Below are 24,805 nucleotides of genomic sequence, written 5' to 3'. Positions count from 1 at the left end.
TTCCGAAATCTGCGGGGCAGGGGCGGACGGCGCATCTGGGCATGCCCCGGCACGGCGGGAAACGCTCTTTAAGGAACGCCGCGGCAGTGCGGGTCAGCATCTTCCGACAGGACGCAACGCTGGCCGGTTGCAAAAGGCAGCACGCGGACGCCGCGCCGCGGCGCGGCGCACCCATCCAGACCAAAAAGGGACGGCCCCCGCCGTCAGCGCAGCAGGGGCCGAACCGATCTACTTGCTCAGGGCGGCCTTGGCCAGCTCCACCACCTGGGCGAAGTCTTCTTTCTTGTACACCGCCAGGTCCGCCAGCACCTTACGGTTGAGGGCAATGCCCGCCACCTTCAGGCCGTGCATGAAGCGGCTGTAGGAAAGCCCGCTCAGGCGCGCGCCCGCGTTGATGCGCAGAATCCACAGGCTGCGGAAATCGCGCTTGCGCAGTTTGCGGCCCGTGAAGGCGTTTTGCAGCGAACGTTCCACAGCCTCACGGGCGGTGCGGTACAGGCGGCTGCGCCCTCCGCGAAAGCCCTTGGCCGCGTCAAGATACTTTTTATGACGGCGATGCCCGGCAAGACCTCTCTTCACACGCATGAGCGTATCCTCCTTCTCCCCACCAGGCGGAGGAATGCCCGTGGAGATGCGTAAAATTTGTCGTAACCCTCAATAGGGGACGCGGATTGGACGTCGGTCGCGGCTCCGCATACGCCGCCGGCGCAGTGCACCGTCAGAGTCTTTCAATCGTTTTCCGTGCGCCCGCGGGTTGCCCCGCACGCCCAGCCGCCCGCCGCCCGATACAAGGGCCGCTGCAGGCCGCCGGTCTGCTCGGCGTAAAAACCGCAGCACGGCGGCACAGGGCCGGCACAGGTCTGCTTCTGCATCCGGCGCGGCAACGCGCCAAAACAACGCCTAAGGCCTGTGCAGCCAAGGCGCGCAACGACTGCCGCAGCAGCCGGCAGGCAAACGGGCAAATCAGCCGTTAGGCAGCATCCGGCGCACGGCCTTCATGTTGGTCCCGTCCACCAGGGTGGCCTGGCCCAGACGCATTTTGCGCCCCGGAGCCTTCTTGGTCAGGATGTGCCGCAGGTTCTGGCGGCGCCGCTTGAACTTGCCGCTGCCGGTCTGCGAAAAACGCTTGGCCGCGGCACGGCGGGTTTTGATCTTGGGCATGACATACTCCTTGCACTGAATAGGGCCCGGCAGGGCCGGGCGGAAACCGGAAGGGGCATAATGCCCCAAAGCGGGACGCGACGCAAGGGCCGCTCCCTGTTTTCCGCCCCCACGGGCGGGTCTGCGCGCGGCAAAGCCGCGCTACTTCTTGGGCACCAGCAGCATTTGCAGCGTGCGGCCTTCGGCGCGGGGCTCTTGATCCACCTTGGCCACGTCGGCCAGGTCCTGCACCACCCGCTCCAGAATGGTCATGCCGCGATCTTTGTGCACAATTTCGCGGCCCCGGAAAAAGACCGTGATCTTGCAGCGGTCTCCATCCTCCAAAAAGCGGCGGATGTGGCGGATCTTGGTTTCATAATCGTGGTCGTCGGTCTTGGGCCGGACCTTGATTTCCTTGATCTGCACCACGCTCTGGCGCTTTTTGGCCTCCTGCTTTTTCTTCTGCTGCTCGTACTTGAACTTGCCGTAGTCCATGATCCGGCAGACGGGCGGCTCGGAAGTGGATGCCACCTCCACCAGGTCCATGCCGGCCTCCTTGGCCAGGGCAATGGCGTCGTTGCGTTGCAGAATCCCAAGCTGTTCGCCATCGGCAGCGATCACACGCACCTCGCGGGCGCGGATCAACTCGTTGCGGCGCACGCCGTCTTGCGGCATGTCGCGCCGGAATCTCATATTAGGCGAAGCTATAGCGCATCCCTCCTTGTTTGAAGGGCTCTTCAGCGTCCGTACGCACCAGCGCGGCTATGTCCGCCACGGATTTGAGCCCCAGGTTTTCTCCACTGCGCAGGCGCACGTTGGCGCCGCCCTCCTGCGCCTCTTTTTCCCCTACCACCAGAATATACGGCACCTTGGCCAACTGGGCCTCACGCACCTTGAATCCCAGCTTTTCATTGCGCGTATCGGCGGTCACGCGCACGCCCTGGGCGCGCAGCTGGTCGCGCACCGCCAAGGCCGCCGCGTCGCCGACCTCCGTCACGGTCAGCACCCTGGCCTGCTCCGGCGCAAGCCAGGTGGGCAGCGCGCCGGCGTAGTTTTCTATGAGAATGCCGATAAACCGCTCCAGCGAACCCATGATGGCCCGGTGGACCATGACCGGACGGTGGCGCTCGCCGTCCTGCCCCACATAGGTGAGGTCAAAGCGCTCCGGCAGGGTAAAGTCCACCTGGATGGTGGAACACTGCCATTCGCGGCCGATGCAGTCCAGCAGGCGCACATCAATCTTGGGGCCGTAAAAGGCCCCGTCGCCCGCGTTGATCTCGTAACTGATGCCGGCCTTTTCCACAGCTTGGATCAGCGCGTTGGTGGCCAGCTCCCAGGCTTCGTCCGTGCCGATGCTGTCCTTGGGCCTGGTAGAGATGGCCACCTTGTACTGAAAGCCGAACAGGCCCATGAGATCGCGGATGAGATGGATGACTTCCAGAATTTCGCCTTCCAGCTGCTCCGGCGCGCAAAGGATGTGCGCGTCGTCCTGGGTGAACTGGCGCACCCGCAGCAGGCCGTGCAGCACGCCGCTTTTTTCGTGCCGGTGCACCACGCCCAGCTCAAAGTAACGCTGGGGCAGGTCGCGGTAGCTGCGCAGCTCATTGCCGTAGATAAGCATATGGGCAATGCAGTTCATGGGCTTGATGCCGTAGGCGTCGTCCTCAATCTGCGTAAAATACATGTTTTCGCGGTAGTGGTCGTAGTGGCCGGATTTCTGCCACGTTTCCACCCGCAAAAGCTGCGGCCCCTGGACGATGTCGTAGTTGCGCTTGAGGTGCTCGCGCCGCCAGAAGTCTTCCAGGATGGTGCGCACCAGCATGCCCTTGGGCAGCCAGAAAACCATGCCCGGAGCCACGTCTTCCTTAAAGGTAAACAGGTTCAGCTCCCGCCCCAGCTTGCGGTGGTCGCGGCGCTTGGCTTCCTCCACTTGCTTAAGGTAGGCGTTGAGAGCCTTTTCGTCCGCAAAGGCCGTGCCGTAGATGCGCGAGAGCATGCGGTTCTTTTCATCGCCGCGCCAGTAGGCTCCGGCCACGGAAAGCAGCTTGGCGGCCTTGGCAAAACCCGTGTGCGGCACGTGCGGGCCCCGGCAAAGATCGGTAAATTCGCCGCAGGTGTAGAGGGAAACCGTGTCGCCCTCAATACTCTCCAGCAGCTCCACCTTATAGGGTTCGCCCTCGGCCGTGAAGCGCGCGGCGGCCTCGGCCTTGGACACGTCCACCCTGGTAAAGGGCAGGCGCGCTTCGGCAATGCTGCGCATTTCAGCCTCAATGGCGGGGAAATCCTCGCTGGAGAAGGGCCGTTCCACATCAAAATCGTAGTAAAAGCCATTGTCGATGGCCGGGCCGATGGTGACCTTGGCCGTGGGGAACAGGCGTTTGACCGCCGCAGCCATGACGTGAGCCGTGGAGTGGCGCAGCAGGCGCAGGCCGTCGGGCTCTTCGGCCGTTACGGGCGCAAGCGCGGCACAGCCCTGGGGCACAGACGCGGAAAGGTCCAGCAGCGCGCCGTCGGGCGTGCGCGCAGCCACCACGGACTTGAATTTTTTGCCGCTGAGGGCCTTTTGCAGCACCACAGCCACGGCATCGCCGGGCGCAGCGGACACCGCCTGCCCTTCTACCTGCACTTCCATCAAACTGCTCCTTTTTCGTCAACGTGCCGCTACGACCCCTGCCGCGCCGGACGCGCCGCCGACAAAAACAAAATGGGGAGGTAAACCTCCCCACTGCGCCGATAACGGTCACCGGGCCGCCCTTGCGGCGGCCCCTGTTATGGGCGGAGTCAAGGTCTTCCGCCATAAAGGGGAAACCATCCCCGGAACTTCATTTGGTAGGAACGAGCAGACTTGAACTGCTGACCCCTTCCGTGTCAAGGAAGTGCTCTAGCCACCTGAGCTACGCTCCTACTTGAGGCAAGGGGTGTTATAGCCGCCGAGCGGCGACGCGTCAACATTTTTTTACTGCGCGGGAAGGAAAGCTGCGGCGGACGTGGCCCTCTATCCCGACAGCGGCCGCACCACGCGGAGACGCTGCCGGGCCGCCAGACGGCAAACGCCAATTATCTGCGCGGGCAAGCTCCAGCGAACGTATCGCATCCTTTGATTGAAAAGGAATATTCCCAAAAGGAACCGTTTACGAAGCGTCGTGCGTGTTCCACAGCCGGATGGCGGCGGACACGCTGACCGACCAGCGCAAAGGCCCATTACCGCAAGGGCAGACCACGCGGTAGAGGTCGCGGGTGCGGCCGTCGGGACGGGAGGTTTCGATTTTGTCGGGGATGGCGCCGCATTTCATACAGGGACGAATGGCCGGGAGATTGTCTTTGTTCATTACATTCTTCTAACGGACGCAGGCAAAATAGTCAAAACCGCGCCCGCACGTATAATAACGTACTGCGTTGTGACACAAGCCGGGTCTACACCAAGAAGGGGCACAGCGCTGCGGAAAAAAATGGACTGCCTGGGTCTACCGCAAAGAAAGGAGCATAGCGGGCCACAAAAAATGGGCGGGCCAACCAGAGTTGGCGGATCCGCGCAGACGTGGGCAGCCCGCGCAAAAGCAACCGCCCGCGCTGCACAGGGCATTGCGGGCGGTTGCGGAACGGGAAGAAAAATTTTCTGGGGCGAAAGATGGGACTCGAACCCACGGCCACCTGGGCCACAACCAGGTGCTCTACCAACTGAGCTACTTCCGCCACGGGAAAGTTCTTATACGCAGCTTCTTTTCCTTTGGCAAGTTTTTTTCCGCGCTGCGGACTCTGGATTTTGTCTAGAACAAGGCGTATGCTGTTTGTTATTCTTCACGCGCGCGGCCAGAGGCCCGCGCCCACCCGCGGAGACAGCATGGACAAACTGGTTATTGAAGGCGGCGTGCCCCTTACGGGCGGCATTGACATCAGCGGCTCCAAAAATGCGGCCCTGCCCATTCTGTTCGCGTCCATCCTTCTTTCCGAACCAGCCGTGATCGCCAACGTGCCGGACCTGCGCGACATCCATACTACCCTCAAGCTCCTGAACGTGCTGGGCTGCGCCTGCGGCTACGACGACCACGAAGTGCGCACGCAGCCCGGCCAGCTTTTGCCCGAAGCCCCTTACGACCTGGTACGCACCATGCGCGCCTCGGTGCTGTGCCTGGGCCCCCTGCTGGCCCGCATTGGCCAGGCCCGTGTGGCTCTGCCCGGCGGCTGCGCCATCGGCGCGCGCCCCGTGGACCAGCACCTCAAGGGGCTGGAAAGCATGGGCGCCAGCTTTCAGCTGGAAGAAGGCTACATTCTTGGCCGCTGCCGCCGTCTCACGGGCGCGCGCATTACCTTTGACATGCCCACCGTAGGCGGCACGGAAAATCTGCTCATGGCCGCCGCGCTGGCCGACGGCGAAACCCTGCTGGAAAACGCCGCAYGCGAACCAGAAGTGGTGGACCTGGCCAACTTTCTGCGAGCCTGCGGCGCAGAGATTGAAGGCCACGGCACCGACGTCATCCGCATCCGGGGCGTGCAGGCCCTGCACGGCGCATCCTACGCCGTCATGCCCGACCGCATTGAGGCCGGCTCCTTTCTGGTGGCTGCAGGCATTACCGGCGGCGAACTGCTGCTGCGCCACTGCCCCTTCGACGCGCTGGAAGCCGTCATCCGCAAGCTCTGCGACATGGGCATGGAAATCACCGCCACCCCGCAGGGCGTGCTGGCCCGCTGCGCCGGCCCCTTGCACGGCACGGACGTGAAAACCCAGCCTTACCCCGGCTTTCCCACTGATATGCAGGCGCAGATCATGGCCCTCATGTGCCTGGCCGACGGCGCCAGCGTGGTGGAAGAAAGCATTTTTGAAAACCGCTATATGCACGTTCTGGAACTGGTGCGCCTGGGCGCGCAGATCAAGGTTTCCGGCCACACGGCCATGGTGCGCGGCGTGCAGGGGCTCACCGGCGCGCCCGTCATGGCTTCCGACCTGCGGGCCAGCGCCTCCCTCGTCCTGGCCGGTCTGGCCGCCAAAGGCCGTACCGAGGTACGCCGCATCTACCACCTGGACCGCGGCTACGAACACATCGAACACAAACTCACGGCCGTGGGCGCGCGCATCCGCCGCGAACAGGAATAACCGCGCCCCCCAACGGAGGTTTCATATGCCACGCCTGGCCCTGCCCCTGCTCCTGCTGCTGGCCCTTACCTGCCTCAACGGCTGCGCCGCCTACGGCGTCTACGACGACCCGCGCCTGGCGGGCACCATGTCTGCAGACACGGAGCTGGCCGCAAAAATCAAAACCGCCCTCATGGACGAGAGCTTCACCGGCGGCTGGTCCGTGGCCGTCTACAGCTTCTACAACCACGTCTTCCTGGTGGGCGAAGTGCCCGCAGACATGCAGGCCAAAGCTCTGACCATCGCCCGCCGCTACAAGCCCCACTCCGTCACCCCCCACTGGTTCACCGCCAAAACTCACGACGAAAGCGATATGACCCTGGCCACCAAACTGCGCACGGAACTCATCGGCACCAAGGGCCTCTCCTCCACCCGCGTCGAAACCGAAGTCAACGCCGGACGCGTGGTGCTGCTGGGCGTGGTCAAGGACAATGCCGAACGCCAGCTCGCCATCCGCGCCGCCAGGGGCGTGTCGGGCGTCACCTCCGTCACCAGCTACCTCATGCTGCCCCAGAAGGCAGGACAACTGGGCGACATCCAGCCCCAGCACGCCGAAGGCGCGGACCAGCCCGCCGCCAACGCCAGCCCGGCCCCGGCCCCGGCTTCTGCCGAATCCAGCCCGGAAAGCCGCGATTTGCCATAGAAAAAGTTTTTTGTGGGGGAAAGGGGAACTTTTGTGAACACAAGTTCCCCTTCCCCCCACGCCCCCCATCCCTTCAAAAAACGTTTCTTCCCCACCGAACCGGGCCGGCCCTGGCCGAACGCCCGTGTCACCCTCTCCCGCCAGGGCGGCCCCACACAGGCAAAGCCCCGAACGCACATAACCCGTCAAAAGTTCTGCGTCCTTAGAGCGTTAGCGAATGAAATGAGCTAACTGCTCTGCAAGGATTTTCTTGAAAATCCTTGCCACGAAATGCGAGAAGGCAGGCTTTTGTCTGCCGTAAGCGAGCATTTCAAGTGTTAAATGCTCTGGAGCAGACTACCTTTGAGAATCGGTATTCTCAAAGTTTACGGCACGCTCGTTCCAGCGCTTAAGCGCGCAAATAAATTGCGCTTACGAAACCCCGGACATTTCAAAGTCGTAATGCCCTGCCCCGCACGGCTGGCACGCTGTGTTTTTGTGCACTCTGTTCCCTTTGTTCTTTTTGATGCTTCTGTGCGCAGAGCCTTTGCCCTAAATGTTCATATCATAAATAACTATATGATTTTATTTAATATAAATACGAACATTCAAAGAACATATCCCGACGCATTGCACCCCGCCTCGCTCTGTGTCACAACCAAGGCTGATGACGGGGGAACCCCCCTCCGGCATGCTGTGCCTTGCGCGACTGCCCGCCGCGAGGACGCAAACACGGCATGACTGCGCGGGGAAACGCCGAAGCTGACGCCCCCCTTGCGAAAATGCATGTCAACGCTGCTCTGCCGGAGGCTTTCCGGCGGGGCCCGTACAGAGCATTCCCGCAAGATGACTGGAAGGGGCGTGGAGGCCGACAATGTTGAGCGTGTTTGATTTGTTCAAAATCGGCATTGGGCCGTCCAGTTCGCACACCATGGGGCCCATGCTGGCGGGGCGCAGTTTTGCCGGAGAGCTGGCAGCTCTGGGTCTGCTGGGGGCAGTGGCGCGGCTGCAGGTGGATTTGTTCGGTTCTCTGGCGCTCACGGGTCGGGGACACGGCACGGACGCGGCGGTCCTGGCCGGGCTGGAGCTGGAAGACCCCGAACATGTGGACCCTGCCCGGCTGCCCGCGCGCGCGGCGGCGCTGCGCCAGGGCGCGGACCTGATGCTGGCGGGCGTGCAGGCCGTGCCCTTTGTGTACGGACGGGACTTACTGGAGCACAAGGGCCTGTTTTTGCCCCGTCACGCCAATGCCCTGACTCTCACGGCTCTGACCGCGGACGGGACCGTCCTGCACGCCCGCACGTACTATTCCATCGGCGGCGGGGCCATCCGCACGGACGCGGATTTTGACAGCCCGGACGAGGACTATCCTGCGCCGCCCTATGCCTATGACACCGCCGCGCAGCTCTTTGCCCACTGCACGGCGCACAAGCTGAGCGTGGCCCAGGTGGTGCGGGCCAATGAGGAATTCTGGCGGTCGGGGGAGGAGGTCAATGCCCGGCTGGACGCCATCATGACGGTGATGCAGGAGGCGGTGGAACGGGGCTGCTGCACGGACGGCGTGCTGCCCGGCGGCTACCGGGTGCGCCGCCGCGCGCCCAACCTGCTGCGCAAGGTCAGCGCCCTGCAGGCGGCGGGTCGGCGCGACCTGAGCCTCTGGCCCATGCTCTACGCCTTTGCCGTGGCCGAGGAAAACGCCTCAGGCGGGCGGGTAGTCACCGCGCCCACCAACGGCGCGGCCGGGGTGGCGCCGGCGGTGCTGCTGTACTACAAAAATTTTTATCCGCACGCGACAGAAGAAGGCGCGCGCGACTTTCTGCTCACGGCCGGGGCCATTGGCCTGTTCTACAAGTGCAACGCCTCCATCTCCGGCGCGCAGGTGGGCTGCCAGGGCGAGGTGGGGGTGGCCTGTTCCATGGCTGCCGGGGCCTATTGCGCCGTCACCGGCGGCAGCGTCAAGCAGGTGGAAGTGGCGGCCGAAATAGGCATGGAACACAACCTGGGCCTGACCTGCGACCCCGTGGGCGGCCTGGTGCAGATACCCTGCATTGAGCGCAACGGCGTGGCCGCCGAACGTGCCGTCAACTGCGCCCAGCTCTCCCGCCTGGAAGACGGACGCGAACGCGTGGTTTCGCTGGACCAGATCATCGGCGTCATGTACCGCACCGGACTGGACCTGCAGGCCCGCTACAAGGAAACCTCCCTGGGCGGCCTGGCCGAGGCCGTCAACGCCGCACTGGAACGACGACAGGATCCGCAGGACTGAAAGAACGACAACATCGCCCTGCCAACAGGCGGGCGCAGCCTCTGTCCGCAGCCATATGCAGCAGAGGATAGGGACGCCCCGCGCTGTCCACGGGCGAACGGCCGGTGACCACAAAACCCATCCGGCGGTAAAAGGCCACTGCTGCCGGGTTCTGCTCGTTGACGTCAAGCGTCAAAGGCAGGCCGGCCGCAAAAGCCCGCTCCCAGGCCAGGCGCAGCAGCGTCCGGCCTGCCCCGCAGCCGAAAAAAGCCGGATCCACAAAAAGCATGTCCACATGTCCGCCGTTGCGCCCCATAAAGCCCACCGGGCGCAATCCGCCTGCGGAGCCATCCTGCCCCTTTCTTGCCCCTGGGCCGCAGTGCGCAAGCCACAAATCCTCCACGCCCGGCAGATAAACCTGCCGCACGGCAATATGGATCTCCGCCACAGCCGCACAGGAAAGAAAGGCGTGCGTGGCCACCACACTACGCCGCCAGAGATCCGCCAAAACAGCGTGATCTGCCCTGACGGCGCGGCGCAGACAAAACAGCGCGGCCTTAGCCAAAGCTGACCGTTTCTCCCACGCCCATATCCACACAGGTGCAGGAAAGGTGCTGCTTCTGCAGGGCCTCCTTAAAGGCCGCCGTATTCTGGGCCAGCACGGGAAAAGTGCCCCAGTGCATGGGGATGACGGCCTTGCAGCCCAGCAGCTTGCAGGCCAGGGCGGCCTGCCGGGCGTCCATGGTGAACACGCCGCCCACGGGCAGCAGGGCCACGTCAATGCTGTACAGCCGCCCCCACAGCTCCATACCGCTGAACACGCAGGTATCGCCCGCATGGTACACGGTGAGGCCGTCGGGCATGCGCACAATATAGCCCGCCGGAGCGCCGGAATCGCTGGAGTGGTAGGCCTGCGTCATGGTGACGTTCACGCCCTTGTGGCTTACCGTGCCTCCCATATTGAAGCCGATGCCGTTGAGGATCTGCGCCTGGGGCACGCCCGCGGCGACCAGTTTGCCCGCCGTGCCCACAATGGCCCCCAGCATGGCCCCGCTGCGCCGACACACCTCCACCGCCTCGCCCACATGGTCGCTGTGGTCGTGGGTTACCAGCACCAGATCAACGGGCCCCAGCGTGGCCGCGTTCACGTCCGTGGGCGGCGCAAAAAAAGGATCAATGACCACCTGTACATCAGGACAACCGATCTTGAAAGCCGAGTGACCAAACCAGGTAATGGAACTCATGACGCGCCTCCCGCGTCCGCAAACGGACGCTGCCTTACGCCGCGGGGTCGGCGACAAGGTTTGTCGGCCCCGACGCTTTGTACTTTCAGCTTGCGGAATATGTAAAAAAAGATTTGCCACAGAAGGCGAGGCGCATCACGCCTGCGCCAGGGCTTCCCCCCAGCGGCCCAGCCGGTGCGGCAGGCCCAACTGGTCAAAAATGCGCCCGCAGGACTGCCGCAAGAGCTCGTCCAGCGTTTGCGGCCGCAGATAAAAACCGGGGGAAAACGGCATGATCACCGCACCGGCCTCCTGCAGCGTAAGCATGTTGCGCAGGTGCACGGCGGAAAGCGGACTTTCCCGCGTGACCAGCACCAGGGTGAGCCGCTCCTTAAGGGCCACATCCGCCGCGCGTTGCAGCAGATTGCGCGTGGCCCCGCTGGCCAGCGCGCCCAGGGTGCCCATAGAGCAGGGCGCCACCAGCATAGCCGCCGGCACGGCCCCGCGCCGCCACCAGGAACCGCTGGCCGGCCCGGCCCCCAAATCGTCCGGGGCGTAGACCTGCCCGGCATGGGCCGTAAGCAGCTCCGGCCCGGCCCCGCATTCGGCCTGCAGCACGGCCCGCGCGCCCTGCGACACCACGCAGTGCACCCGTACCCACGGCATGCCTGCCAGCAACCGCAGCAGGCTTGCGGCCAAAGCCATACCGCTGGCCCCGCTTACGCCCACCAGAATATCGCGCGCCTGCGCCCCGGCGGCCTGCCCGCCAAGGTGCGCAAGGCCGCCCTCGCCGCACTCTTGCATAGTCTATCCCAAAGGTTGTGCCGCGCCTTCCCGGAGGGGGCGCGTATTTGTTCAGTATAGTCCACAACCGGGCGGACTGTAAACGCGGCGGGCGGCACCGCCCCAAAGGCAGAGGAGCAGCGTCTTTTACGGCAACATTTTCGGCAGGTCGCAGCCCCGTGCGCCGGGGAGGGGCGTTGGAGATCCACGCGGCCGGGCAGACGCTTTGCCGCCGCGGCGGCGCCACCCCATACGGCGAGGAGGCGAGACCGCGCCGGGGCCGGGTCCATTACGCCCTTGACAGCGGACCGCGCAAAGCATAACAGAGAAGACCTTGTGCGCTCGTAGCTCAGTTGGATAGAGCGTTGGCCTCCGGAGCCAAAGGTCGTGAGTTCGAATCTCGCCGGGCGCACCATAAGAAAGCAAGCGGTCAGCCGTAAAAGGCTGACCGCTTTTTTGTGGTTTTTTGTCAGGTTGTGCCGCCTGCGCGCCACATGATAAGATTTTACTAAACAGAAATTTTACGCGCCTACGGCTGTTCCACCAGATCTGCCAGAGCCAGAATGGTGTTGGCGTAGACGTCAGAGTGGTTGTAGGCCATGAGGATTTTGTGCTGCCGGGCGCGGGGCAGCCCGGGTTTCCAGCCGTGACGGGCCAGATAGTTGGCCAGACTGGCGATGGCGTCGGAGGTATCGAAGAGGTCCACGCGGCCGTCGCCGTTGCCGTCTGCGCCGTACACGGCGATATTGGAGGGCATGAACTGGCAGAGGCCCACAGCGCCATAGATGGAGCCGGGCAGGTGTGAGGGGGGCACGTTATCGCGCAGCATGTGTTCCACCAGGGCGCGGGTTTCCTTGTAGGCCCAGTCGGCCCGTTTGGGCATGGTGGCGGCAAACCAGTCCAGGTGGGCCTCATAGCCTGGCATGCGGGGCAACCAATCCGTAATGTCTTGAGGGCTGCGGCTCACGGCCATGCTGGCCAGCGTGTGGAAGGCGTTTTCGGGCACGTCGGCCAGCACCTTACCCAGGCGCGTTTCCACAAAAAGCAGGGCCACGGCCACGGAAGGGGGCACGCCGTAGCGGGTTGCCGCCGCGCTGAAATCCGCCTGGTGCGCGGTTATAAAAGCGCGACACTGACGGGCGTTGGCTGCGCTGACCACGCCTTTATAATACTGCTGCGCAGGTTTGGTGGAAGGGGGCCGAGGGAAAAAGCGGCGTTGGTAGAGCTCGCGCATTTTACGGCCCATGGGGGCCTGGCTGGCCGTGGGTCCCAGGCTTTGGAGCAAGGCCGTCACCCGCGGGCCGGAAAGGCCATCGGCTGCCAGACGCTGCGCCAAAGGTTGCCAGACTGCGGGCAGGGCGGCCGGAGATGCTGTGGAAGCGTTGGCGGCACCGGCGGCCGCACTGGGTGCGGACCAGGGTTGGGCCGCCCCCGACGCGTCGTTACGGGCAGCGTCGGGGGCGGACAAAGGGGCTTCCTCCAGACCGGCGGCCTCAGGGGCCTCACGTGCACCACAGGCGGAGCAGAACAGACAGACCAGCAGGATGCAGAGGCGGCAGACCAGAGAGCGGCACATGGGGAGGAGGGGAGGGGTCATGGTCAGATTTCTTGCAGCACCCAGGCCACGCGACCCAGGAGCCGTTTACGCAAGAGCTCGGAGGTGAGGGAGGTTTCGGGGAAGTCCGGAGCTTCGGAACGCAACACATAGCCGTCCTGCGTGCTGTTGAGAAACACGCGGCGCAGCACCACGCCTTCCAAAGGGGCAAACACGGCGTAGACGTGGCCGGAAACCACTTCGTTGTCCAGCGTGTCCACGCCCACATACGCGCCGCCGGCCATGATGGGAGCCATGTTGTCGGCACGCAGGCGCAGCACGGTAAGCCCGTCACGCACAAAGGAAAGGGGCAGGGCAATTTTGCCCACCAGCTCCAGTTCCGGACGGGGCTGGTCGTCGGCATAGGCGCAAAGGGGGTCGTAGAGAGAGGCTACGCTGCTGCGGGCCAGAACGTCGCCGTAGTGGGCGGCGCTTTCAGCCAGAGCGGCCGGGGCGTCCTGCGGCACATAGCCTTGTTCGGTGCGCAGGTACATGGGCCCCACGCCCTGTTTGAGCCAGTCGGGATTGAGGCCGAATTTTTCAAACAGCTTCATATACCAGTCGCCAGGTACGGAATTACGGCGCTTGGCATCGGAAATGCTGGACTGACGAATGTCCAGCACCTCGGCCAATTCCACCTGCGTACGGCTGTTGGTGGCTAGTTTGATGCGTTCATAAATTTCTGCGAATGCAGGCATAAAGGCTCCGTTAAACACGAGGCAAGCCACGTGGGCTATTGTTGATTGAGCAGGGGCGCCGTGGTGCCAAGAACTATTCTGCTGTTTTCCTTAAGGGAAGAACGCAGCGTGGCAAGCCAGCGCTGATATGCGTAGAACTGGGGCGCCCTGTTGTAGGCCTCAGCGTAGATGGCGGCGGCCTGGGCGTCGCCCTTGCCGCGTTCCACCTCCGCCGCACGTGCGGCTTCAGCCAGGATGACGGCGCGCTGCCGGTCGGCGTCGGAGCGGATTCTTGTGGATTCCTCCTCGCCTTCCGAACGGTACTGTTTGGCCTGCCGTTCCCGTTCCGCGCGCATACGGCCAAAAATGGCCCGCTGGTTTTCGGAAGGCAGATCCGTGCGTTTGATGCGCACGTCCAGTACGTCCACGCCATAATTGTGCATCAAGGCCGAAACCTTGTTGGTTACTTCCTTCATGATGACGGCCCGGTGGGAGGACACCACTTCCGTAAGGGTGTACGCGCCCACCAGAGCGCGCAGTTGGGAGTAGACAACGTCGTCAAGCCGCGCCTGCGCGCCTGGAATGCTGCGCATGGTACGGTAAAATTGCAGGGGGTCGATAATCCGCCAGCGCGCGTAGTTGTCCAGCACGATGGCTTTTTTGTCCACGGTGAAGGCTTCGCGCGAGCGGGCCTCGTAGTCCAGCACGCGGGCGTCGAAGTAGACCACGTTCTGGATAAAAGGGATTTTCACATGCAGGCCGGGGCCGTAAACCCGTTGCAAGGGGTCGCCCAGCTGCAGCACCAGAGCCTTTTGGGTCTGGTGGACGGTGAAAAACGTCTGGCTTACCACCACAACCAGCACCAACAGCACCAGGGCAAGAGCAAGAGGATTTCTGCGCATTACTTCTTCTCCAGCGCCTTGGGGGCCACGGGCGCGCCAAAACCGGGCAGGTTCAGATAGGGCAGGGCCCGTCCGGCAGCAGCGCCGTCCAGCACCACTTTGTCCTTGGAGGCGGCGAGGATTTCCTCCACCGCTTCATAGTACAGGCGCTGTTCAGTGACTTTGGGGGCTTTTTCATACTCCACGCGCAAGGCGTCAAACCGGGCGGCCTCACCCTCGGCGGCGCGCACCCTGGTGGCGGTATAGGCCTGAGCCTCGTTGCGCAGGGCCGCAGCCTGGCCGCGGGCCTTGGGCAGCAGTTCGTTGCGGTAGGCCTCGGCCTCATTGATGATGCGGCTTTTGTCCTCGCGGGCGCTGGCCACGTCTTTAAAGGCGTCAATAACTTCCCGCGGGGGGTGCACGTCCTGCAGCTGCACGGCCAGCACGCGGATACCCGCGCCGTAGCGGTCGAGGATGGTCTGCAAAAGCTGGGTGGCCTCGCTCTGGATCTGCAGTTTGCCGTCGGTGATGGCCGAATCGATCTGGCTGTTGCCGATAACCTCGCGCATGGCGGCCTCGGCCGCGTTGCGCACCAGGGCCGTGGGCGCGCTCACGTTAAACAGATACTGCACGGGGTCATTGATTTTGTACTGCACGCTGAACTGCACGTTGACGATGTTTTCGTCGCCCGTAAGCATGGAGGCTTCTTCGGGGATAGTGCGCAGCTGGCCCTGCTGAAAAGTGGCGGCCTGCCCCACGGAACGGAAGCCCACCTCGCTGCGCAGCACCTGGGTGACCTGCGGCTTGTAGACGCTTTCGATGGGCACGGGCCAGGCGTAATGGGGGCCGGGGCCCTCAGTACGGTTGTACTGGCCGAAGCGCAGCACCACGCCCTGCTCGTCGGGGTTAATGATGTAGATGCCGGAAAGCAGCCACAAACCCAGCACGGCCAGCCCTACCAGCCACACGGCTTTGCCGCGGGGCGGCTTGAGCTGCGACAGTTTTTTAAAAGGATTGTCGCCAAAAGAAGGACGGCCGCCGCCGAAATCGGATCGCCGGGCGCGGCGAGGTTCGTCTTCGCGCGGTTCGGTTTCGGGTTCCGGCTCATGCGGCGGACGAGGCGGCTGCGCGCCTTGTTGTTTCTGCCGTTTTTCCTGCAGTTTGTCCCAATCCCAGTTCATTATGTTGTTATACCTTGTGTTGAAAGTGCGGCGCCCCGGAGGAAGGATGCCGGCAGTTGTGAAAGGCATGAAAGCGGGAGAATACGATATACATAGAATCCGGTCAAGAAACGGTCCATGGCATGAAACCACAAGACTTTTATACGGGATGCGTACGCGAGGGTCAAGGCCGACGCTAAAAGAAAAGGATAACCCTTTTCGACATGACTCTGTTGCGGCAGGCGGGCGTGTTTCTGCGGCGGCCGTCTAGAGCATTTAACACTTGAAATGCTCGCTTACGGCAGGCAAAAACCTGCCTTCTCGCATTTCGTGGCAAGGATTTTCAAGAAAATCCTTGCAGAGCAGTTAGCTCATTTCATTCGCTAACTGCTCTAAGGCCGCGCAACGTGCTCCGGCCTGCCCCCACACTGTGAGCACGATAAAAATAAAGCGTTTCTGAATACTCTGCGGCGACCGCTACGGTCATGGCCGGGCGGCGCGCCTGCCGTTGACGCAGCCCGGGTCCACGCGCTCCGGCCCCGGCAACTCCCTGCCGACAAACAAAAAAATAACGGCAGCAGGGCAGTTGTTTCCTGCAGAAAAAGCGGTATTTTTTTACACGCAGCAGAAGGCGCCGCCTTGCGTTGCAACTGTTTCCGCAACGCTTGCGGTACGCCCCGGCGTCTGTCGACGCAAAAAACGCGCCACGTCTCCGTAGCGGACGTCTGCCCGCACAGCCGCAACGCCATTTGAAATTATCTAATAAGGCAAAACCACAGCGGCGCGCGCCGTGGACGCGGCAGGGTTGCGCAGGCTCGCTCCGGCCAGGGGCACCACCTGCACCACCTGCACATGGTCGGCCCGCACGGCAAAGCCCGGCGCATAGTCCGCGCCGGAGGGGGCCGGCTCCGCAGCGCTGCCGAGCATGACCAGCAAAAAAAGAGCGCTGCTCGCCAAAAGCGTCACAAACAAGGTATAGGGCCAACGGTACGGAGTAAAAAATCGCAGCATACAGCCTCCCGAAAAACATTTTCTGGTAACGCAGCAGGCAAGCAAAAACCGTACCGGAAAATTGTTCCTTCCAGCGCTGCCTGGCGCACCCAATCCCGCATATTTTTTTTCTGAAGGCACTTTGACGCAACTTTTTCTCTTGACAGGCGCAAGTCTGATGTTATGCTCATTTGAGCAAAACACAAAAACCTGATCGGGCAGGATAACCTTATGGGCATTTTCCCCGACGAAAGTGCCGCTGCAGGAGGCCTCAGATGAAGATTGCCGTTTCCAGTGAAGGCCCTGGGCTGGAGTCCATGGTGGATCCGCGTTTCGGTCGGGCCGCCGGCTTTGTGCTTTTGGACACGGAAACCCGTCAGACCACGTATCTGGACAACGGCGCTTCGCAGATGGCGGCCCAGGGGGCCGGCATTCAGACGGCGGAGCGCTTGGCCCAGGCGGGCGTTACCGTGGTGCTCAGCGGCTTTGTGGGCCCCAAGGCTTTTACGGCCCTGCAAGCGGCGGGGGTTGCCGTGTTTCAGGATATGGACAAGGGCAGCGTGGGCCAGGCCGTTAACCTTTATGAAAGCGGCAAGGCGGCCCAGGCGCAGGGTCCCAACCGCGCCGCGGGCGGAAGGGCCTGACATGCGCCTGCTGGTGGCCAGCGGCAAGGGCGGCGCGGGCAAAACTACCGTGGCCGCCAGCCTGCTCACACAGTGGGGCAGGCCGTGCCTGGCGGTGGACGCCGATGTGGAGGCCCCCAATCTGCACCTCTACCTCAAGCCGGAGCTCGCCGCGCCCGAACCGGTCTACATGGAGGTGCCGCAGGTGGATCCCGCCCGCTGCACGGCCTGCGGGGCCTGTCGGGAGATCTGCCGCTTCGGGGCCATAGCCATGCTGGGCGGCAAGGCGGCCTTTTTTGCTGAAATGTGCCACGGCTGCGGCGGCTGCTTTGCGGTCTGCCCGGCCCAGGCCCTGACCCCCGGCCGGCGGGAGCTGGGCGTGCTGCTGCAGGGCGTCACAAAACTGGCGCCGACGAGCAGGGCCTTTCTCATGGGCCGCAGCAGGGTGGGCGAAGCCATGACCCCGCCCCTGCTGCGGGCGCTCTCTGCACGGCTGGAAGATCTTCTGCCGGTTGCGGAAGACGGCGAAACCGCGCCCGACGTTATTCTGGACGGCCCCCCCGGCGTGAGCTGCCCCACCATGACCGTTGCCCGCAAGGCCGATGCAGTTCTCCTGGTGGCCGAGCCCACGCCCTTTGGCGTGCACGACTTTCGGCTGGCCCACGCGGCTCTTGAGCCTCTGGGCCGGCCCACGGCCGTAGTGCTGAACCGTGTGGGCATGGCGGAAAGCGACGCCGACGCGGCGGAGCTGCGCCGCTGGTGCGCCGGGCGGAGTCTGCCTGTACTGGCAGAGCTGCCCTTTGACCGCGAGGCCGCTGCGGCAGGCGCGCGCGGCCTGCCGCCTACCCTGGCCCCCGCCCCCGTTGGGGATGACTGGCGGCAACGCTGCACGCAGTTGGCAGCGCGGCTGCAAGCCTTTGTCAAGGAGGCCGCTCATGCCTGAGATCGTCGTCGTCAGCGGCAAAGGGGGCACGGGCAAGACCAGTCTCTGCGCCGCCTTCGCGGCCCTGGCCCATGCAGAAAGGCTGGGCCTGGCGCTCACGGACCTGGATGTGGATGTGCCCGATCTGCACATTCTGCTGGACCCGCGCCGCATCAGTGAAGAGCCTTTCATCTCCGGCAACACGGCCGTGGTGGACCCGGCACGCTGCACGGGCTGCGGCCAGTGCGTCGCCCTCTGCCGCTTTGAGGCCATAAACCTTGAAACAGGCGTGGCCAAGGTCGACCCCCTGGCCTGCGAGGGCTGCGGCGTCTGCTACAGCCTGTGCCCGGACAAAGCCATAGCCTTTCCCGAACGGCACTGCGGCCAGTGGTATGTGAGCGAAACCCGGCTGGGCCCCTTTGTGCACGCCCAACTGGCCCCCGGAGCGGAAAATTCCGGCCGCCTGGTGGCGCTGCTCAAAACCCGTACGCGGGAACTGGCCGCTCAACGCGGGCTGGACTGGCTGCTCTGCGACGGCTCGCCCGGCGTGGGCTGCCCGGTGATCAGCTCCCTTTCCGGCGCGGATCTGGCTGTGGCCGTGGTGGAACCCACCCCGGCCGGAAAGCACGACTTCACGCGGGTGGCGGAGCTCTGCGCCCACTTCCGCATCCCCGTGGCCGTGTGTATCAACAAAGCGGACCTCAACCCGGAAGAAGCGACGGCCATCCGCACCCTGGCGGCGCAGAACGGCCATACGGTGGTCGGCGAGCTGCCCTTCAGCCCCCTGGTGCCCCAGGCCATGCTGCGCCGCCGCGCTCTGACCGAAGACCCCTCGCCCCTGACCGCCCCTCTGGCGGCCATGTGGCGCGGGATACGGCAGCTGGCTGCAACGCCCCGCAAGCCTGCCGCCGCGCTTACCCACCTCTAACCAAAACAGACAAGGATGCAACGTATGAGCAAGTCAGTGGTAGCCGTTCCTTCGGCGCTGCCCGGCGGCATGGAAGCCGGCATGGGCATGCATTTCGGTCATTGCGATATTTATACCATCGTGGAAGTGGAAGACGGCAAAGTGCTGGGTCAGTCCACCCTGCCGCCCATCCCCCACCAGCAGGGCGGCTGCATGGCCCCCGTGCAGTATCTGGCGCAGCACGGCGTCACGGCCTTGCTGGCTGGCGGCATGGGCATGCGTCCCCTCATGGGCTTCAACCAAATGGGCATCCAGGTCTTTTTTGCCGGCGACCAGCCCAATGTGGGCAAAGCCGTGGAAGCCTTCTGCGCGGGACGCCTCGCCCCCTTCACCGTGGAAAACACTTGCGGCGGCGGCCATTAAGCCTCTCCAAAGGGAAAACCTTGTGACCATGCGGGCCGCGCAGCGGCCCAGGGGAGGACAGGCATGAGCAGAAATCTTGTGGTGCAAACCCGCCGCCCCGCGGATCTGGCCGCTTTTGTGGCCGGGCTGGAAACGCCGGGGCACAGCGTGGCGCTGGTGTCCGGCCTGGAAGACTGCAAGGCGCTGCTGCGCACGCAGCCGCCGGACCTGATGATTCTGGACCTTGGACCAGAGGCGGACGCACGCCGGGCCGTCATGGACCTGTTGCTGGTCAACGCCGCCGTGCCCACCGCCGTGCTGAGCCCCATGCCGGAGGAGGACTTTCACGAGGCCACCGAAGGCCTGGGCATCCTGACGGCCTTGCCCCTGCAGCCCGACGCCGCAGACGCCGCCCGGCTGTTGCAGTTGCTGGACAAACTGGCCTGACCCGTTCCCGGAACGACGCCTCGCGTCGTTGCCGCGGATGCGGCGCAAGGCCCCGCGCGGCGACGCCCTCCTCCATCCGCCGACGCGGGCCGATTGCCCCCCGGTCTGCCTTGCGCCGTACCCGCCCCCGGCATCGTCGCCACGACGAGGCCGGGGGCTTTTGTACCGGCGTCCGGCCCTCTGCGGGCAAGGGCGGAACACATCCCTGACGCCCCGTCAAAAACTACGTTGCTTCTTTCGCGCCGCCGCGCCACTGGCTGCAGAGCACCCCCGCCACAATGCAGACTGCGCCGCCATACTGGCCGGGACTGAGGCGTTCGTCCAACAACAGCATGCCGAAAAACATGGCAAAAACCGGAATCAGATTGGTGTAGGCGGCGGCGCGGCCGGCGGAAAGCCGGTTAACCCCCAGATTATACAGACCGTAGCCGGCAAAGGTCACGCAGCCCCCCAGGTAGGCCACGCAGGCCCAGGCGGCCCAGGCGGGAAAGTTCCGTCCCAGGTCCACCCGCGCCGCGCTTTCGGGCACAAAGCAGAGCAGCAGGCTGAAAAAAGCCAGCCCCACGCCGGCCTGCACGGCAGTAATGCACAGGGGGCTGTAAAACGGCGACAAGCGACGGGCCAGCAGAGTATAGCCCGTGGCGCAGCACATGGCTGCGGCCTCCAACAGATTGCCCAGGGCCGGGTTGGGGGCGGCTGCCCCTGCCCTGGCCGTGCCGCTCAGCCAGACCACGCCGCCCACGGCCAGGGCAAAGCCCAGCCACGCGCGCGGGCCGGAACGTTCCCCCAGAGCCACGTAGGCGGCCGCCGCCACCAGCAGAGGCAGCAGGGCCGTGACCATGCCCGCCTGCGAGGCCGTGGTCAGGCGCAGGGCGTGGGTCTCAAACAAAAAAAACAGGCAGGGCTCACAGAGCCCCATAAGCAAGAGCAAAGCCCAGTGCCCGTTGCGCCGCAGCTCCCGAAACAAACGCGGCCAGACAGGCAGCAGGGCCAGGCAGGCCACCAGCATACGCCCGCTCATGGTCTGCAGGGGAGTAAGCGCGGCAAGGGCCACGCGCAACGCCACAAAAGTGGAACCCCAGAAGGACATGGCGGTCAGCAGGGCCAGGTGGGGCAGAAGGGAGGACCGGATGGACAACATGACGACCGGGGGGGACGGCTGCGCCGGTTGGAGGTGATTTTTGCGGCAGCCTATGGCATACCGGGGGGAACAGCAAGAAAAACCCGTCCCCGCCCACCGCGGGGATGGGCCGTACCGGGAGCACGACATGAGCATCCGTGGTCTGATCCGCATAGCCAACATCACCCAGCTGATCCTGCTGGCCGTGCTGGCCACGGGGCTGATCTGGCTGGCGCGGGGCCAGCACACGCTTAACGGCATGGTACACGAATTTTCTCACCTTGAAAGTCTGCTGGGCGAACTGGGCGATTCGGTGCAGCAGACCTACGCCGATGCCCTGGCCTTTGTGGTCACAGGCGACAAAGCCAGCCTGGAGGCCTGGCAGCACAACCTGCAGGTGGCCCAGGGGGAAGCCCCGCGACCGCAAAGCTCGCGCCTTGCGCCAGGGCAAACAGTTTCTCTCAACGCCCTAGCCGAAGGCCTTATCCTGCCGCCGGGAGTTCTGGATCAGGTTCGCGCACTGCTCAACGAAACAGCCCAACTCGCCTACCTTACGGAAGCCACCGTGGGCCGCGCCATGGGCGAGGCCAGGGCCGAAGGCCGCCCGCCGGATCCGGAAGGCGCGCGGCGCATGCTGCGCAGCACGGGACTGGACCGCCTGCCCCTGGAGCTCGAAAGCCGCATGCGCGCACTGCGCGAACGCTGGCGCGGGGACTTTCTGAACGAAATGAAGGCGCGCCAGGCCAGCCTTTTGCCTCTGCTGGCCGCCGTGCTGGCGGGCTTGAGCCTGCTGGCCGTGAGCGCTGTGATCAATATCTACGTCTGCCACACCAGGGTGGTGCGGCCCCTGCGGGCCGTCAACCGCTACGCGGCCGCCGTGGCCGCGGGGGAAGATCCGCCCCCCCTGCGCCTGCGCCACCAGGACGAACTGGCCGGCATGTTCGCCACCCTACAGCACATGCAGGCCACCCTGCAGGCCCGCATCAACGCGCTCAAAGCCGCAGAGCTCACGGCCCGCAACAACCGCAAGCAGGCCGTGCAGGCCAGAACTCAGGCGCTCACCTCCCTGGAGCTGGCCCAGCGGGCCTCCCGCGTGCAAGATGATTTCCTGCGCCGCATCAGCCACGAAATCCGCACGCCCCTCAACGCCATCATCGGCATGAGCTACCTGAGCCTGCAGACAGAGCTCAGCGGCGTGCAGCGCGACTACCTGGCGCAAATCAACAAATCCGGCAGCGTGCTGCTGGACATGGTCAACCGCATTCTCGACTTTTCCAGCGCCAGCGAAGGCCATGTGCAACTGGAGCCGCAGCCCTTTGTGCTGGCCAGATTCGTGGAGCTGCTGCGCCAGAGCGTGGCCGGCGCGGCTCTGGAAAAAAAACTGGACCTGCGCTTTGTGCTCGACCCCGCCCTGCCCGCCACAATCACGGGCGACGAGTGCCATCTGGAAGAAGTTCTGCGCATCCTCCTGGACAATGCCGTACGCTACACCAGTCGCGGCGTAGTGGAGTGCCGGGCGCAGCCCGCCCCCCCGTCTGAAGATCCCCTTGCCGCCTCCGCGCCCGACAGGCTGCGACTGCGCTTTGTGGTGGCCGATACCGGGCCGGGCATGGACGCCCAGCAGCTCTGCACCGTGTTCGATCCCTTTACCCCCGGCGATGAATCCCTCACCCGCGCGGACAGCGGTCTGGGCCTGGGCCTGGCCCTGGCCCGGCAGCTGGTGCACCTCATGGGCGGGGATCTGCAGGTGGAAAGCGTCCCCGGCAAAGGCACGACCTTTTCCTTTGCCCTGGACTTCGCGCGGCCCCAGACCCTTGCGGCAGAGCCGGACCCGGCCCCGAACCCGACCCAGCTGCGCCCCGTGGTCCTTGTGGTGGACGACAATGAAATCAACGCGCAAATTTCCAGGGAGCTGCTTCTCCGGGCGGGTCTGGAAGTGCGTCTGGCGAATAACGGCCAGGAAGCGCTGGAGACGGTACGCCAGGGCGGCGTGGACGTGGTGCTTATGGACGTGCAGATGCCGGTTATGGACGGCCTGGAGGCCACCCGCCGCATCCGCGCCCTGGGGCATACGCCGCACAGTCTGCCCGTCATCGCCATGACCGCCCACACGGACGCAGCCTCGCGCCACGACGGCAAGGCCGTGGGCATGAACGACTATCTGACCAAACCCGTGGACCCCACCGCCCTCTACGACGCCCTGTGCCGCTGGCTGCCCGGCGGGCTGCCCTGCTGCCCCGACACGGGCACGGCGCCTGTCGGGCCCACGCCGGACGCGTCGTCTCCGGATAAAACCACGGCCACCGCCTCCGCCGGCGACGACGAAAAGATTGCCCCCGACGCCGCCCGCCCGGACGCCACGCCGAGCGACCCACCCATCAATTTTGAAGCCGGACTCGCCACTGTGGGCGGCAACAATGGCTTGTACAGCGACCTGCTGCTGCGCTTCATGGAGCACTACGGCGACAGCCCGCGCGAACTGGAAGCCCTGCTGGCCGCCGGCGACTACCGCGCCGCCGCGCGCCTGGCCCACACGGTCAAGGGGGTGGCCGCCAACCTGGGGGTAGAGCGCATCCGCAAGCTCACCACGGAGATGGAGGCCAATTTGCCCCACAGCGCGCCCCCCCAGGAGCTCATGACCGACTTTGCCCACAGCATGGCCGAAGCCCTGGCCCAGATCAGCACCCTGCAACGGCACGGCGACGCGACCACAGGCGGCCAACGGCGGCTGTCGGCAGCCCGGCTGGAGGCTCTGCACGAGGTGCTGGAAACCCTGCCAGAACGTATGGTTACAGACTGGGGCGGGGCCGAAGCGGCTCTGGCGCGCTTCGCCCCCCTGACCCAAGGCACGCCCTATGCCGGCGACGTGACGGACATTCTGCACCGACTACGCGATTTCGACACGGAGGGCATGGCCCGCCGCGCCAATCTGCTGCTGGAAAGGCTGGAGAACCCCGCGCCCAGCCCCGAAGAGGCCCCCCAGTCATGAAAGTGATTTTCTGCCTGGACCACAAACCTTCCTACCTGCTGCTGCTCAAAGCCGCCGTGCGTTCCCTGCGGGCCGTGCCCCCCGGCGCGGACTGTCTCTGCGTCTACGCCGGCGCGGACCCGGCCCTGCAGGCCACCCTGGCGACGGAAAACATCCCCGTAGCGCGCCACCGCCCGCGCATCACGCCCGGCGGACTCTCCCCCTCACAGACAACGCTGTGCGAACCTGCGCGTCAACCACTTCGACTACGTACGCCGCGTCTGGCCGGACTCCCTGCGCCCGGACGAACGCGCCCCGGCCCAAAGCTGGGAAGCGGCCCTGAAGTCCTGCCGGGCGCTGCCGATAAGAAAGACGCGACGTTCCACGGCCGCCCCCGCGCGCAGACGTTGGGGCATGTTCCGGAAAGCACGGAGACACCATCATGACGCAAACCACCACCCCCGCCGCCGGCGCATCGCCGACGGCCACCAGCCAGACCGCCGCCGACCAGGCTGCCGCCCATAAAGGCGACCTGCTGCAGCTGGTCACGTTCCATATTGCCGACGAAGAATTCGGCGTGGACATCCTTGCGGTACAGGAAATCATCCGCCCCATACAGATCACCATGGTGCCCCACGCGGCCGCCTACATTGAAGGCGTCATTAATCTGCGCGGCAAGGTCATCCCGGTCATCAACATGCGCACCCGCTTCAACCTGCCGCCGGTAGAACGCGACAGCCGCACCCGCATTGTGGTCATGGAATTTGACCAGAAAATCGTGGGCTTTCTGGTGGACGGCGTTTCCGAAGTGCTGCGCATTCCCGCCTCCACGGTGGAGGCCGCGCCCCCCGTGGTCTGCGGCGTGGGCTCGGAATACATCAGGGGCGTGGGCAAGCTGGACGACCGGCTGCTGATTCTGCTTGACCTGGACACGTTATTGAGCGACACGAAGGCCGAAGTGGGTTAGACC

At 64.5% G+C, this 24,805-nt stretch carries 25 protein-coding genes and 3 tRNA genes; 12 read left to right on the top strand and 16 right to left on the bottom strand.

Annotated elements, in window-relative coordinates; all coding sequences use genetic code 11:
* Positions 1-228 precede the first annotated feature (228 nt).
* The 7 genes from rplT to EB812_RS04520 form a co-directional block, all read right to left on the bottom strand.
* Positions 229-585 (bottom strand): 50S ribosomal protein L20, encoded by a 357-nt coding sequence (gene rplT, locus EB812_RS04550; RefSeq protein WP_118229883.1) that lies wholly within the window; start codon positions 583-585, stop codon positions 229-231.
* A gap of 378 nt (positions 586-963) precedes the next feature.
* Positions 964-1,161, bottom strand: a complete 198-nt coding sequence (gene rpmI, locus EB812_RS04545; RefSeq protein WP_118229882.1) for a 50S ribosomal protein L35 — start codon at positions 1,159-1,161, stop codon at positions 964-966.
* Positions 1,162-1,302: 141 nt separating this feature from the next.
* Positions 1,303-1,833, bottom strand: coding sequence for a translation initiation factor IF-3 (gene infC / locus EB812_RS04540; RefSeq protein WP_118229881.1), 531 nt, complete (start codon positions 1,831-1,833; stop codon positions 1,303-1,305).
* A 1-nt stretch (position 1,834) separates the two neighbouring features.
* A complete protein-coding gene (gene thrS, locus EB812_RS04535; protein ID WP_118229880.1) occupies positions 1,835-3,772 on the bottom strand; it encodes a threonine--tRNA ligase in 1,938 nt (645 codons plus the stop codon).
* A gap of 195 nt (positions 3,773-3,967) precedes the next feature.
* Positions 3,968-4,044, bottom strand: a tRNA-Val gene (locus EB812_RS04530).
* A 227-nt stretch (positions 4,045-4,271) separates the two neighbouring features.
* Positions 4,272-4,469, bottom strand: a complete 198-nt coding sequence (locus EB812_RS04525) for a serine acetyltransferase (RefSeq protein WP_118229879.1) — start codon at positions 4,467-4,469, stop codon at positions 4,272-4,274.
* 288 nt (positions 4,470-4,757) lie between these two features.
* Positions 4,758-4,833, bottom strand: a tRNA-His gene (locus EB812_RS04520).
* 148 nt (positions 4,834-4,981) lie between these two features.
* On the opposite strand from EB812_RS04520, the gene murA reads away from it, so the two are divergent.
* The 3 genes from murA to EB812_RS04505 all read left to right on the top strand — a co-directional run bounded on the left by murA (position 4,982) and on the right by EB812_RS04505 (position 9,159).
* The gene (gene murA, locus EB812_RS04515) at positions 4,982-6,232 is read left to right on the top strand and encodes a UDP-N-acetylglucosamine 1-carboxyvinyltransferase (protein ID WP_130957874.1); all 1,251 of its coding nucleotides are present in this window, start codon (positions 4,982-4,984) and stop codon (positions 6,230-6,232) included.
* A 25-nt stretch (positions 6,233-6,257) separates the two neighbouring features.
* Positions 6,258-6,914: a BON domain-containing protein gene (locus EB812_RS04510; protein ID WP_118229878.1), complete on the top strand. Its 657-nt coding sequence runs from the start codon at positions 6,258-6,260 to the stop codon at positions 6,912-6,914.
* Between the two features lie 853 nt (positions 6,915-7,767).
* Positions 7,768-9,159, top strand: coding sequence for an L-serine ammonia-lyase (locus tag EB812_RS04505; RefSeq protein ID WP_118229877.1), 1,392 nt, complete (start codon positions 7,768-7,770; stop codon positions 9,157-9,159).
* Here the strand turns inward: EB812_RS04505 and EB812_RS04500 are convergent.
* The 3 genes from EB812_RS04500 to EB812_RS04490 all read right to left on the bottom strand — a co-directional run bounded on the left by EB812_RS04500 (position 9,119) and on the right by EB812_RS04490 (position 11,165).
* Positions 9,119-9,622, bottom strand: a complete 504-nt coding sequence (locus tag EB812_RS04500) for a GNAT family N-acetyltransferase (protein ID WP_242621190.1) — start codon at positions 9,620-9,622, stop codon at positions 9,119-9,121. The genes EB812_RS04505 and EB812_RS04500 overlap by 41 nt on opposite strands.
* Before the next feature lie 73 nt (positions 9,623-9,695).
* Positions 9,696-10,382: a metal-dependent hydrolase gene (locus EB812_RS04495; protein ID WP_118229876.1), complete on the bottom strand. Its 687-nt coding sequence runs from the start codon at positions 10,380-10,382 to the stop codon at positions 9,696-9,698.
* A 135-nt stretch (positions 10,383-10,517) separates the two neighbouring features.
* On the bottom strand, positions 10,518-11,165 hold the full coding sequence (locus EB812_RS04490) for a UbiX family flavin prenyltransferase (RefSeq protein ID WP_118229875.1): 648 nt from the start codon (positions 11,163-11,165) through the stop codon (positions 10,518-10,520).
* Positions 11,166-11,482: 317 nt separating this feature from the next.
* Here EB812_RS04490 and EB812_RS04485 point away from each other — a divergent pair.
* A tRNA-Arg gene (locus EB812_RS04485) sits at positions 11,483-11,559 on the top strand.
* 114 nt (positions 11,560-11,673) lie between these two features.
* Here EB812_RS04485 and EB812_RS04480 read toward each other — a convergent pair.
* From EB812_RS04480 to EB812_RS04460, 5 genes are all read right to left on the bottom strand, one after another.
* Positions 11,674-12,741, bottom strand: coding sequence for a lytic murein transglycosylase (locus EB812_RS04480; RefSeq protein ID WP_118229430.1), 1,068 nt, complete (start codon positions 12,739-12,741; stop codon positions 11,674-11,676).
* Between the two features lie 2 nt (positions 12,742-12,743).
* Positions 12,744-13,436 carry a LexA family transcriptional regulator gene (locus EB812_RS04475; RefSeq protein ID WP_118229429.1) on the bottom strand — a complete coding sequence of 231 codons (693 nt, stop codon included), beginning with the start codon at positions 13,434-13,436 and terminating at the stop codon, positions 12,744-12,746.
* A 35-nt stretch (positions 13,437-13,471) separates the two neighbouring features.
* Positions 13,472-14,317: a protease modulator HflC gene (hflC, locus tag EB812_RS04470; protein ID WP_118229428.1), complete on the bottom strand. Its 846-nt coding sequence runs from the start codon at positions 14,315-14,317 to the stop codon at positions 13,472-13,474.
* On the bottom strand, positions 14,317-15,477 hold the full coding sequence (gene hflK / locus EB812_RS04465; RefSeq protein ID WP_118229427.1) for an FtsH protease activity modulator HflK: 1,161 nt from the start codon (positions 15,475-15,477) through the stop codon (positions 14,317-14,319). The genes hflC and hflK overlap by 1 nt, the downstream gene beginning before the upstream one ends.
* Before the next feature lie 738 nt (positions 15,478-16,215).
* The gene (locus EB812_RS04460; RefSeq protein ID WP_118229426.1) at positions 16,216-16,467 is read right to left on the bottom strand and encodes a hypothetical protein; all 252 of its coding nucleotides are present in this window, start codon (positions 16,465-16,467) and stop codon (positions 16,216-16,218) included.
* Between the two features lie 254 nt (positions 16,468-16,721).
* On the opposite strand from EB812_RS04460, the gene EB812_RS04455 reads away from it, so the two are divergent.
* The 5 genes from EB812_RS04455 to EB812_RS04435 all read left to right on the top strand — a co-directional run bounded on the left by EB812_RS04455 (position 16,722) and on the right by EB812_RS04435 (position 19,747).
* Positions 16,722-17,090: a NifB/NifX family molybdenum-iron cluster-binding protein gene (locus tag EB812_RS04455; protein WP_118229425.1), complete on the top strand. Its 369-nt coding sequence runs from the start codon at positions 16,722-16,724 to the stop codon at positions 17,088-17,090.
* A 1-nt stretch (position 17,091) separates the two neighbouring features.
* Positions 17,092-18,012: a nucleotide-binding protein gene (locus EB812_RS04450; protein WP_130957873.1), complete on the top strand. Its 921-nt coding sequence runs from the start codon at positions 17,092-17,094 to the stop codon at positions 18,010-18,012.
* A complete protein-coding gene (locus tag EB812_RS04445; protein ID WP_118229423.1) occupies positions 18,005-18,919 on the top strand; it encodes an ATP-binding protein in 915 nt (304 codons plus the stop codon). The genes EB812_RS04450 and EB812_RS04445 overlap by 8 nt, the downstream gene beginning before the upstream one ends.
* Positions 18,920-18,943: 24 nt before the next feature.
* Positions 18,944-19,321 (top strand): NifB/NifX family molybdenum-iron cluster-binding protein, encoded by a 378-nt coding sequence (locus EB812_RS04440; RefSeq protein WP_118229422.1) that lies wholly within the window; start codon positions 18,944-18,946, stop codon positions 19,319-19,321.
* Positions 19,322-19,384: 63 nt separating this feature from the next.
* Entirely contained in the window at positions 19,385-19,747 is a 363-nt protein-coding gene (locus EB812_RS04435) for a DNA-binding transcriptional response regulator (RefSeq protein ID WP_118229421.1), read from the top strand.
* 223 nt (positions 19,748-19,970) lie between these two features.
* Here the strand turns inward: EB812_RS04435 and EB812_RS04430 are convergent, their stop codons facing one another.
* Positions 19,971-20,888 (bottom strand): DMT family transporter, encoded by a 918-nt coding sequence (locus EB812_RS04430; protein WP_118229420.1) that lies wholly within the window; start codon positions 20,886-20,888, stop codon positions 19,971-19,973.
* A 127-nt stretch (positions 20,889-21,015) separates the two neighbouring features.
* Between EB812_RS04430 and EB812_RS04425 the strand changes: the two genes are divergently transcribed.
* The 3 genes from EB812_RS04425 to EB812_RS04415 are packed head-to-tail and all read left to right on the top strand — an operon-like array spanning position 21,016 to position 24,802.
* Positions 21,016-23,856 (top strand): response regulator, encoded by a 2,841-nt coding sequence (locus EB812_RS04425; RefSeq protein WP_165450889.1) that lies wholly within the window; start codon positions 21,016-21,018, stop codon positions 23,854-23,856.
* Positions 23,853-24,281 (top strand): hypothetical protein, encoded by a 429-nt coding sequence (locus EB812_RS04420; protein ID WP_118229418.1) that lies wholly within the window; start codon positions 23,853-23,855, stop codon positions 24,279-24,281. Before EB812_RS04425 ends, EB812_RS04420 begins: the two co-directional genes overlap by 4 nt.
* A complete protein-coding gene (locus EB812_RS04415) occupies positions 24,278-24,802 on the top strand; it encodes a chemotaxis protein CheW (protein ID WP_130957871.1) in 525 nt (174 codons plus the stop codon). Before EB812_RS04420 ends, EB812_RS04415 begins: the two co-directional genes overlap by 4 nt.
* Positions 24,803-24,805: the final 3 nt, after the last annotated feature.

It is taken from the genome of Desulfovibrio legallii (assembly GCF_004309735.1).
In the GTDB taxonomy this organism is placed as follows: Bacteria; Desulfobacterota; Desulfovibrionia; order Desulfovibrionales; family Desulfovibrionaceae; genus Desulfovibrio; species Desulfovibrio legallii.
Note: the sequence above shows the minus strand (reverse complement) of the source record. Positions and strands in the feature narration are given on the sequence as shown.

Bases quoted from the DNA above. Each gene is read 5' to 3' on its own strand.
- rplT (WP_118229883.1), bottom strand. From the start codon at position 585: ATGCGTGTGAAGAGAGGTCTTGCCGGGCATCGCCGTCATAAAAAGTAT.
- rpmI (WP_118229882.1), bottom strand. From the start codon at position 1,161: ATGCCCAAGATCAAAACCCGCCGTGCCGCGGCCAAGCGTTTTTCGCAG.
- infC (WP_118229881.1), bottom strand. From the start codon at position 1,833: ATGAGATTCCGGCGCGACATGCCGCAAGACGGCGTGCGCCGCAACGAG.
- thrS (WP_118229880.1), bottom strand. From the start codon at position 3,772: ATGGAAGTGCAGGTAGAAGGGCAGGCGGTGTCCGCTGCGCCCGGCGAT.
- EB812_RS04525 (WP_118229879.1), bottom strand. From the start codon at position 4,469: ATGAACAAAGACAATCTCCCGGCCATTCGTCCCTGTATGAAATGCGGC.
- EB812_RS04510 (WP_118229878.1), top strand. From the start codon at position 6,258: ATGCCACGCCTGGCCCTGCCCCTGCTCCTGCTGCTGGCCCTTACCTGC.
- EB812_RS04505 (WP_118229877.1), top strand. From the start codon at position 7,768: ATGTTGAGCGTGTTTGATTTGTTCAAAATCGGCATTGGGCCGTCCAGT.
- EB812_RS04495 (WP_118229876.1), bottom strand. From the start codon at position 10,382: ATGAGTTCCATTACCTGGTTTGGTCACTCGGCTTTCAAGATCGGTTGT.
- EB812_RS04490 (WP_118229875.1), bottom strand. From the start codon at position 11,165: ATGCAAGAGTGCGGCGAGGGCGGCCTTGCGCACCTTGGCGGGCAGGCC.
- EB812_RS04480 (WP_118229430.1), bottom strand. From the start codon at position 12,741: ATGACCCCTCCCCTCCTCCCCATGTGCCGCTCTCTGGTCTGCCGCCTC.
- EB812_RS04475 (WP_118229429.1), bottom strand. From the start codon at position 13,436: ATGCCTGCATTCGCAGAAATTTATGAACGCATCAAACTAGCCACCAAC.
- hflC (WP_118229428.1), bottom strand. From the start codon at position 14,317: ATGCGCAGAAATCCTCTTGCTCTTGCCCTGGTGCTGTTGGTGCTGGTT.
- hflK (WP_118229427.1), bottom strand. From the start codon at position 15,477: ATGAACTGGGATTGGGACAAACTGCAGGAAAAACGGCAGAAACAACAA.
- EB812_RS04460 (WP_118229426.1), bottom strand. From the start codon at position 16,467: ATGCTGCGATTTTTTACTCCGTACCGTTGGCCCTATACCTTGTTTGTG.
- EB812_RS04455 (WP_118229425.1), top strand. From the start codon at position 16,722: ATGAAGATTGCCGTTTCCAGTGAAGGCCCTGGGCTGGAGTCCATGGTG.
- EB812_RS04450 (WP_130957873.1), top strand. From the start codon at position 17,092: ATGCGCCTGCTGGTGGCCAGCGGCAAGGGCGGCGCGGGCAAAACTACC.
- EB812_RS04445 (WP_118229423.1), top strand. From the start codon at position 18,005: ATGCCTGAGATCGTCGTCGTCAGCGGCAAAGGGGGCACGGGCAAGACC.
- EB812_RS04440 (WP_118229422.1), top strand. From the start codon at position 18,944: ATGAGCAAGTCAGTGGTAGCCGTTCCTTCGGCGCTGCCCGGCGGCATG.
- EB812_RS04435 (WP_118229421.1), top strand. From the start codon at position 19,385: ATGAGCAGAAATCTTGTGGTGCAAACCCGCCGCCCCGCGGATCTGGCC.
- EB812_RS04430 (WP_118229420.1), bottom strand. From the start codon at position 20,888: ATGTTGTCCATCCGGTCCTCCCTTCTGCCCCACCTGGCCCTGCTGACC.
- EB812_RS04425 (WP_165450889.1), top strand. From the start codon at position 21,016: ATGAGCATCCGTGGTCTGATCCGCATAGCCAACATCACCCAGCTGATC.
- EB812_RS04420 (WP_118229418.1), top strand. From the start codon at position 23,853: ATGAAAGTGATTTTCTGCCTGGACCACAAACCTTCCTACCTGCTGCTG.
- EB812_RS04415 (WP_130957871.1), top strand. From the start codon at position 24,278: ATGACGCAAACCACCACCCCCGCCGCCGGCGCATCGCCGACGGCCACC.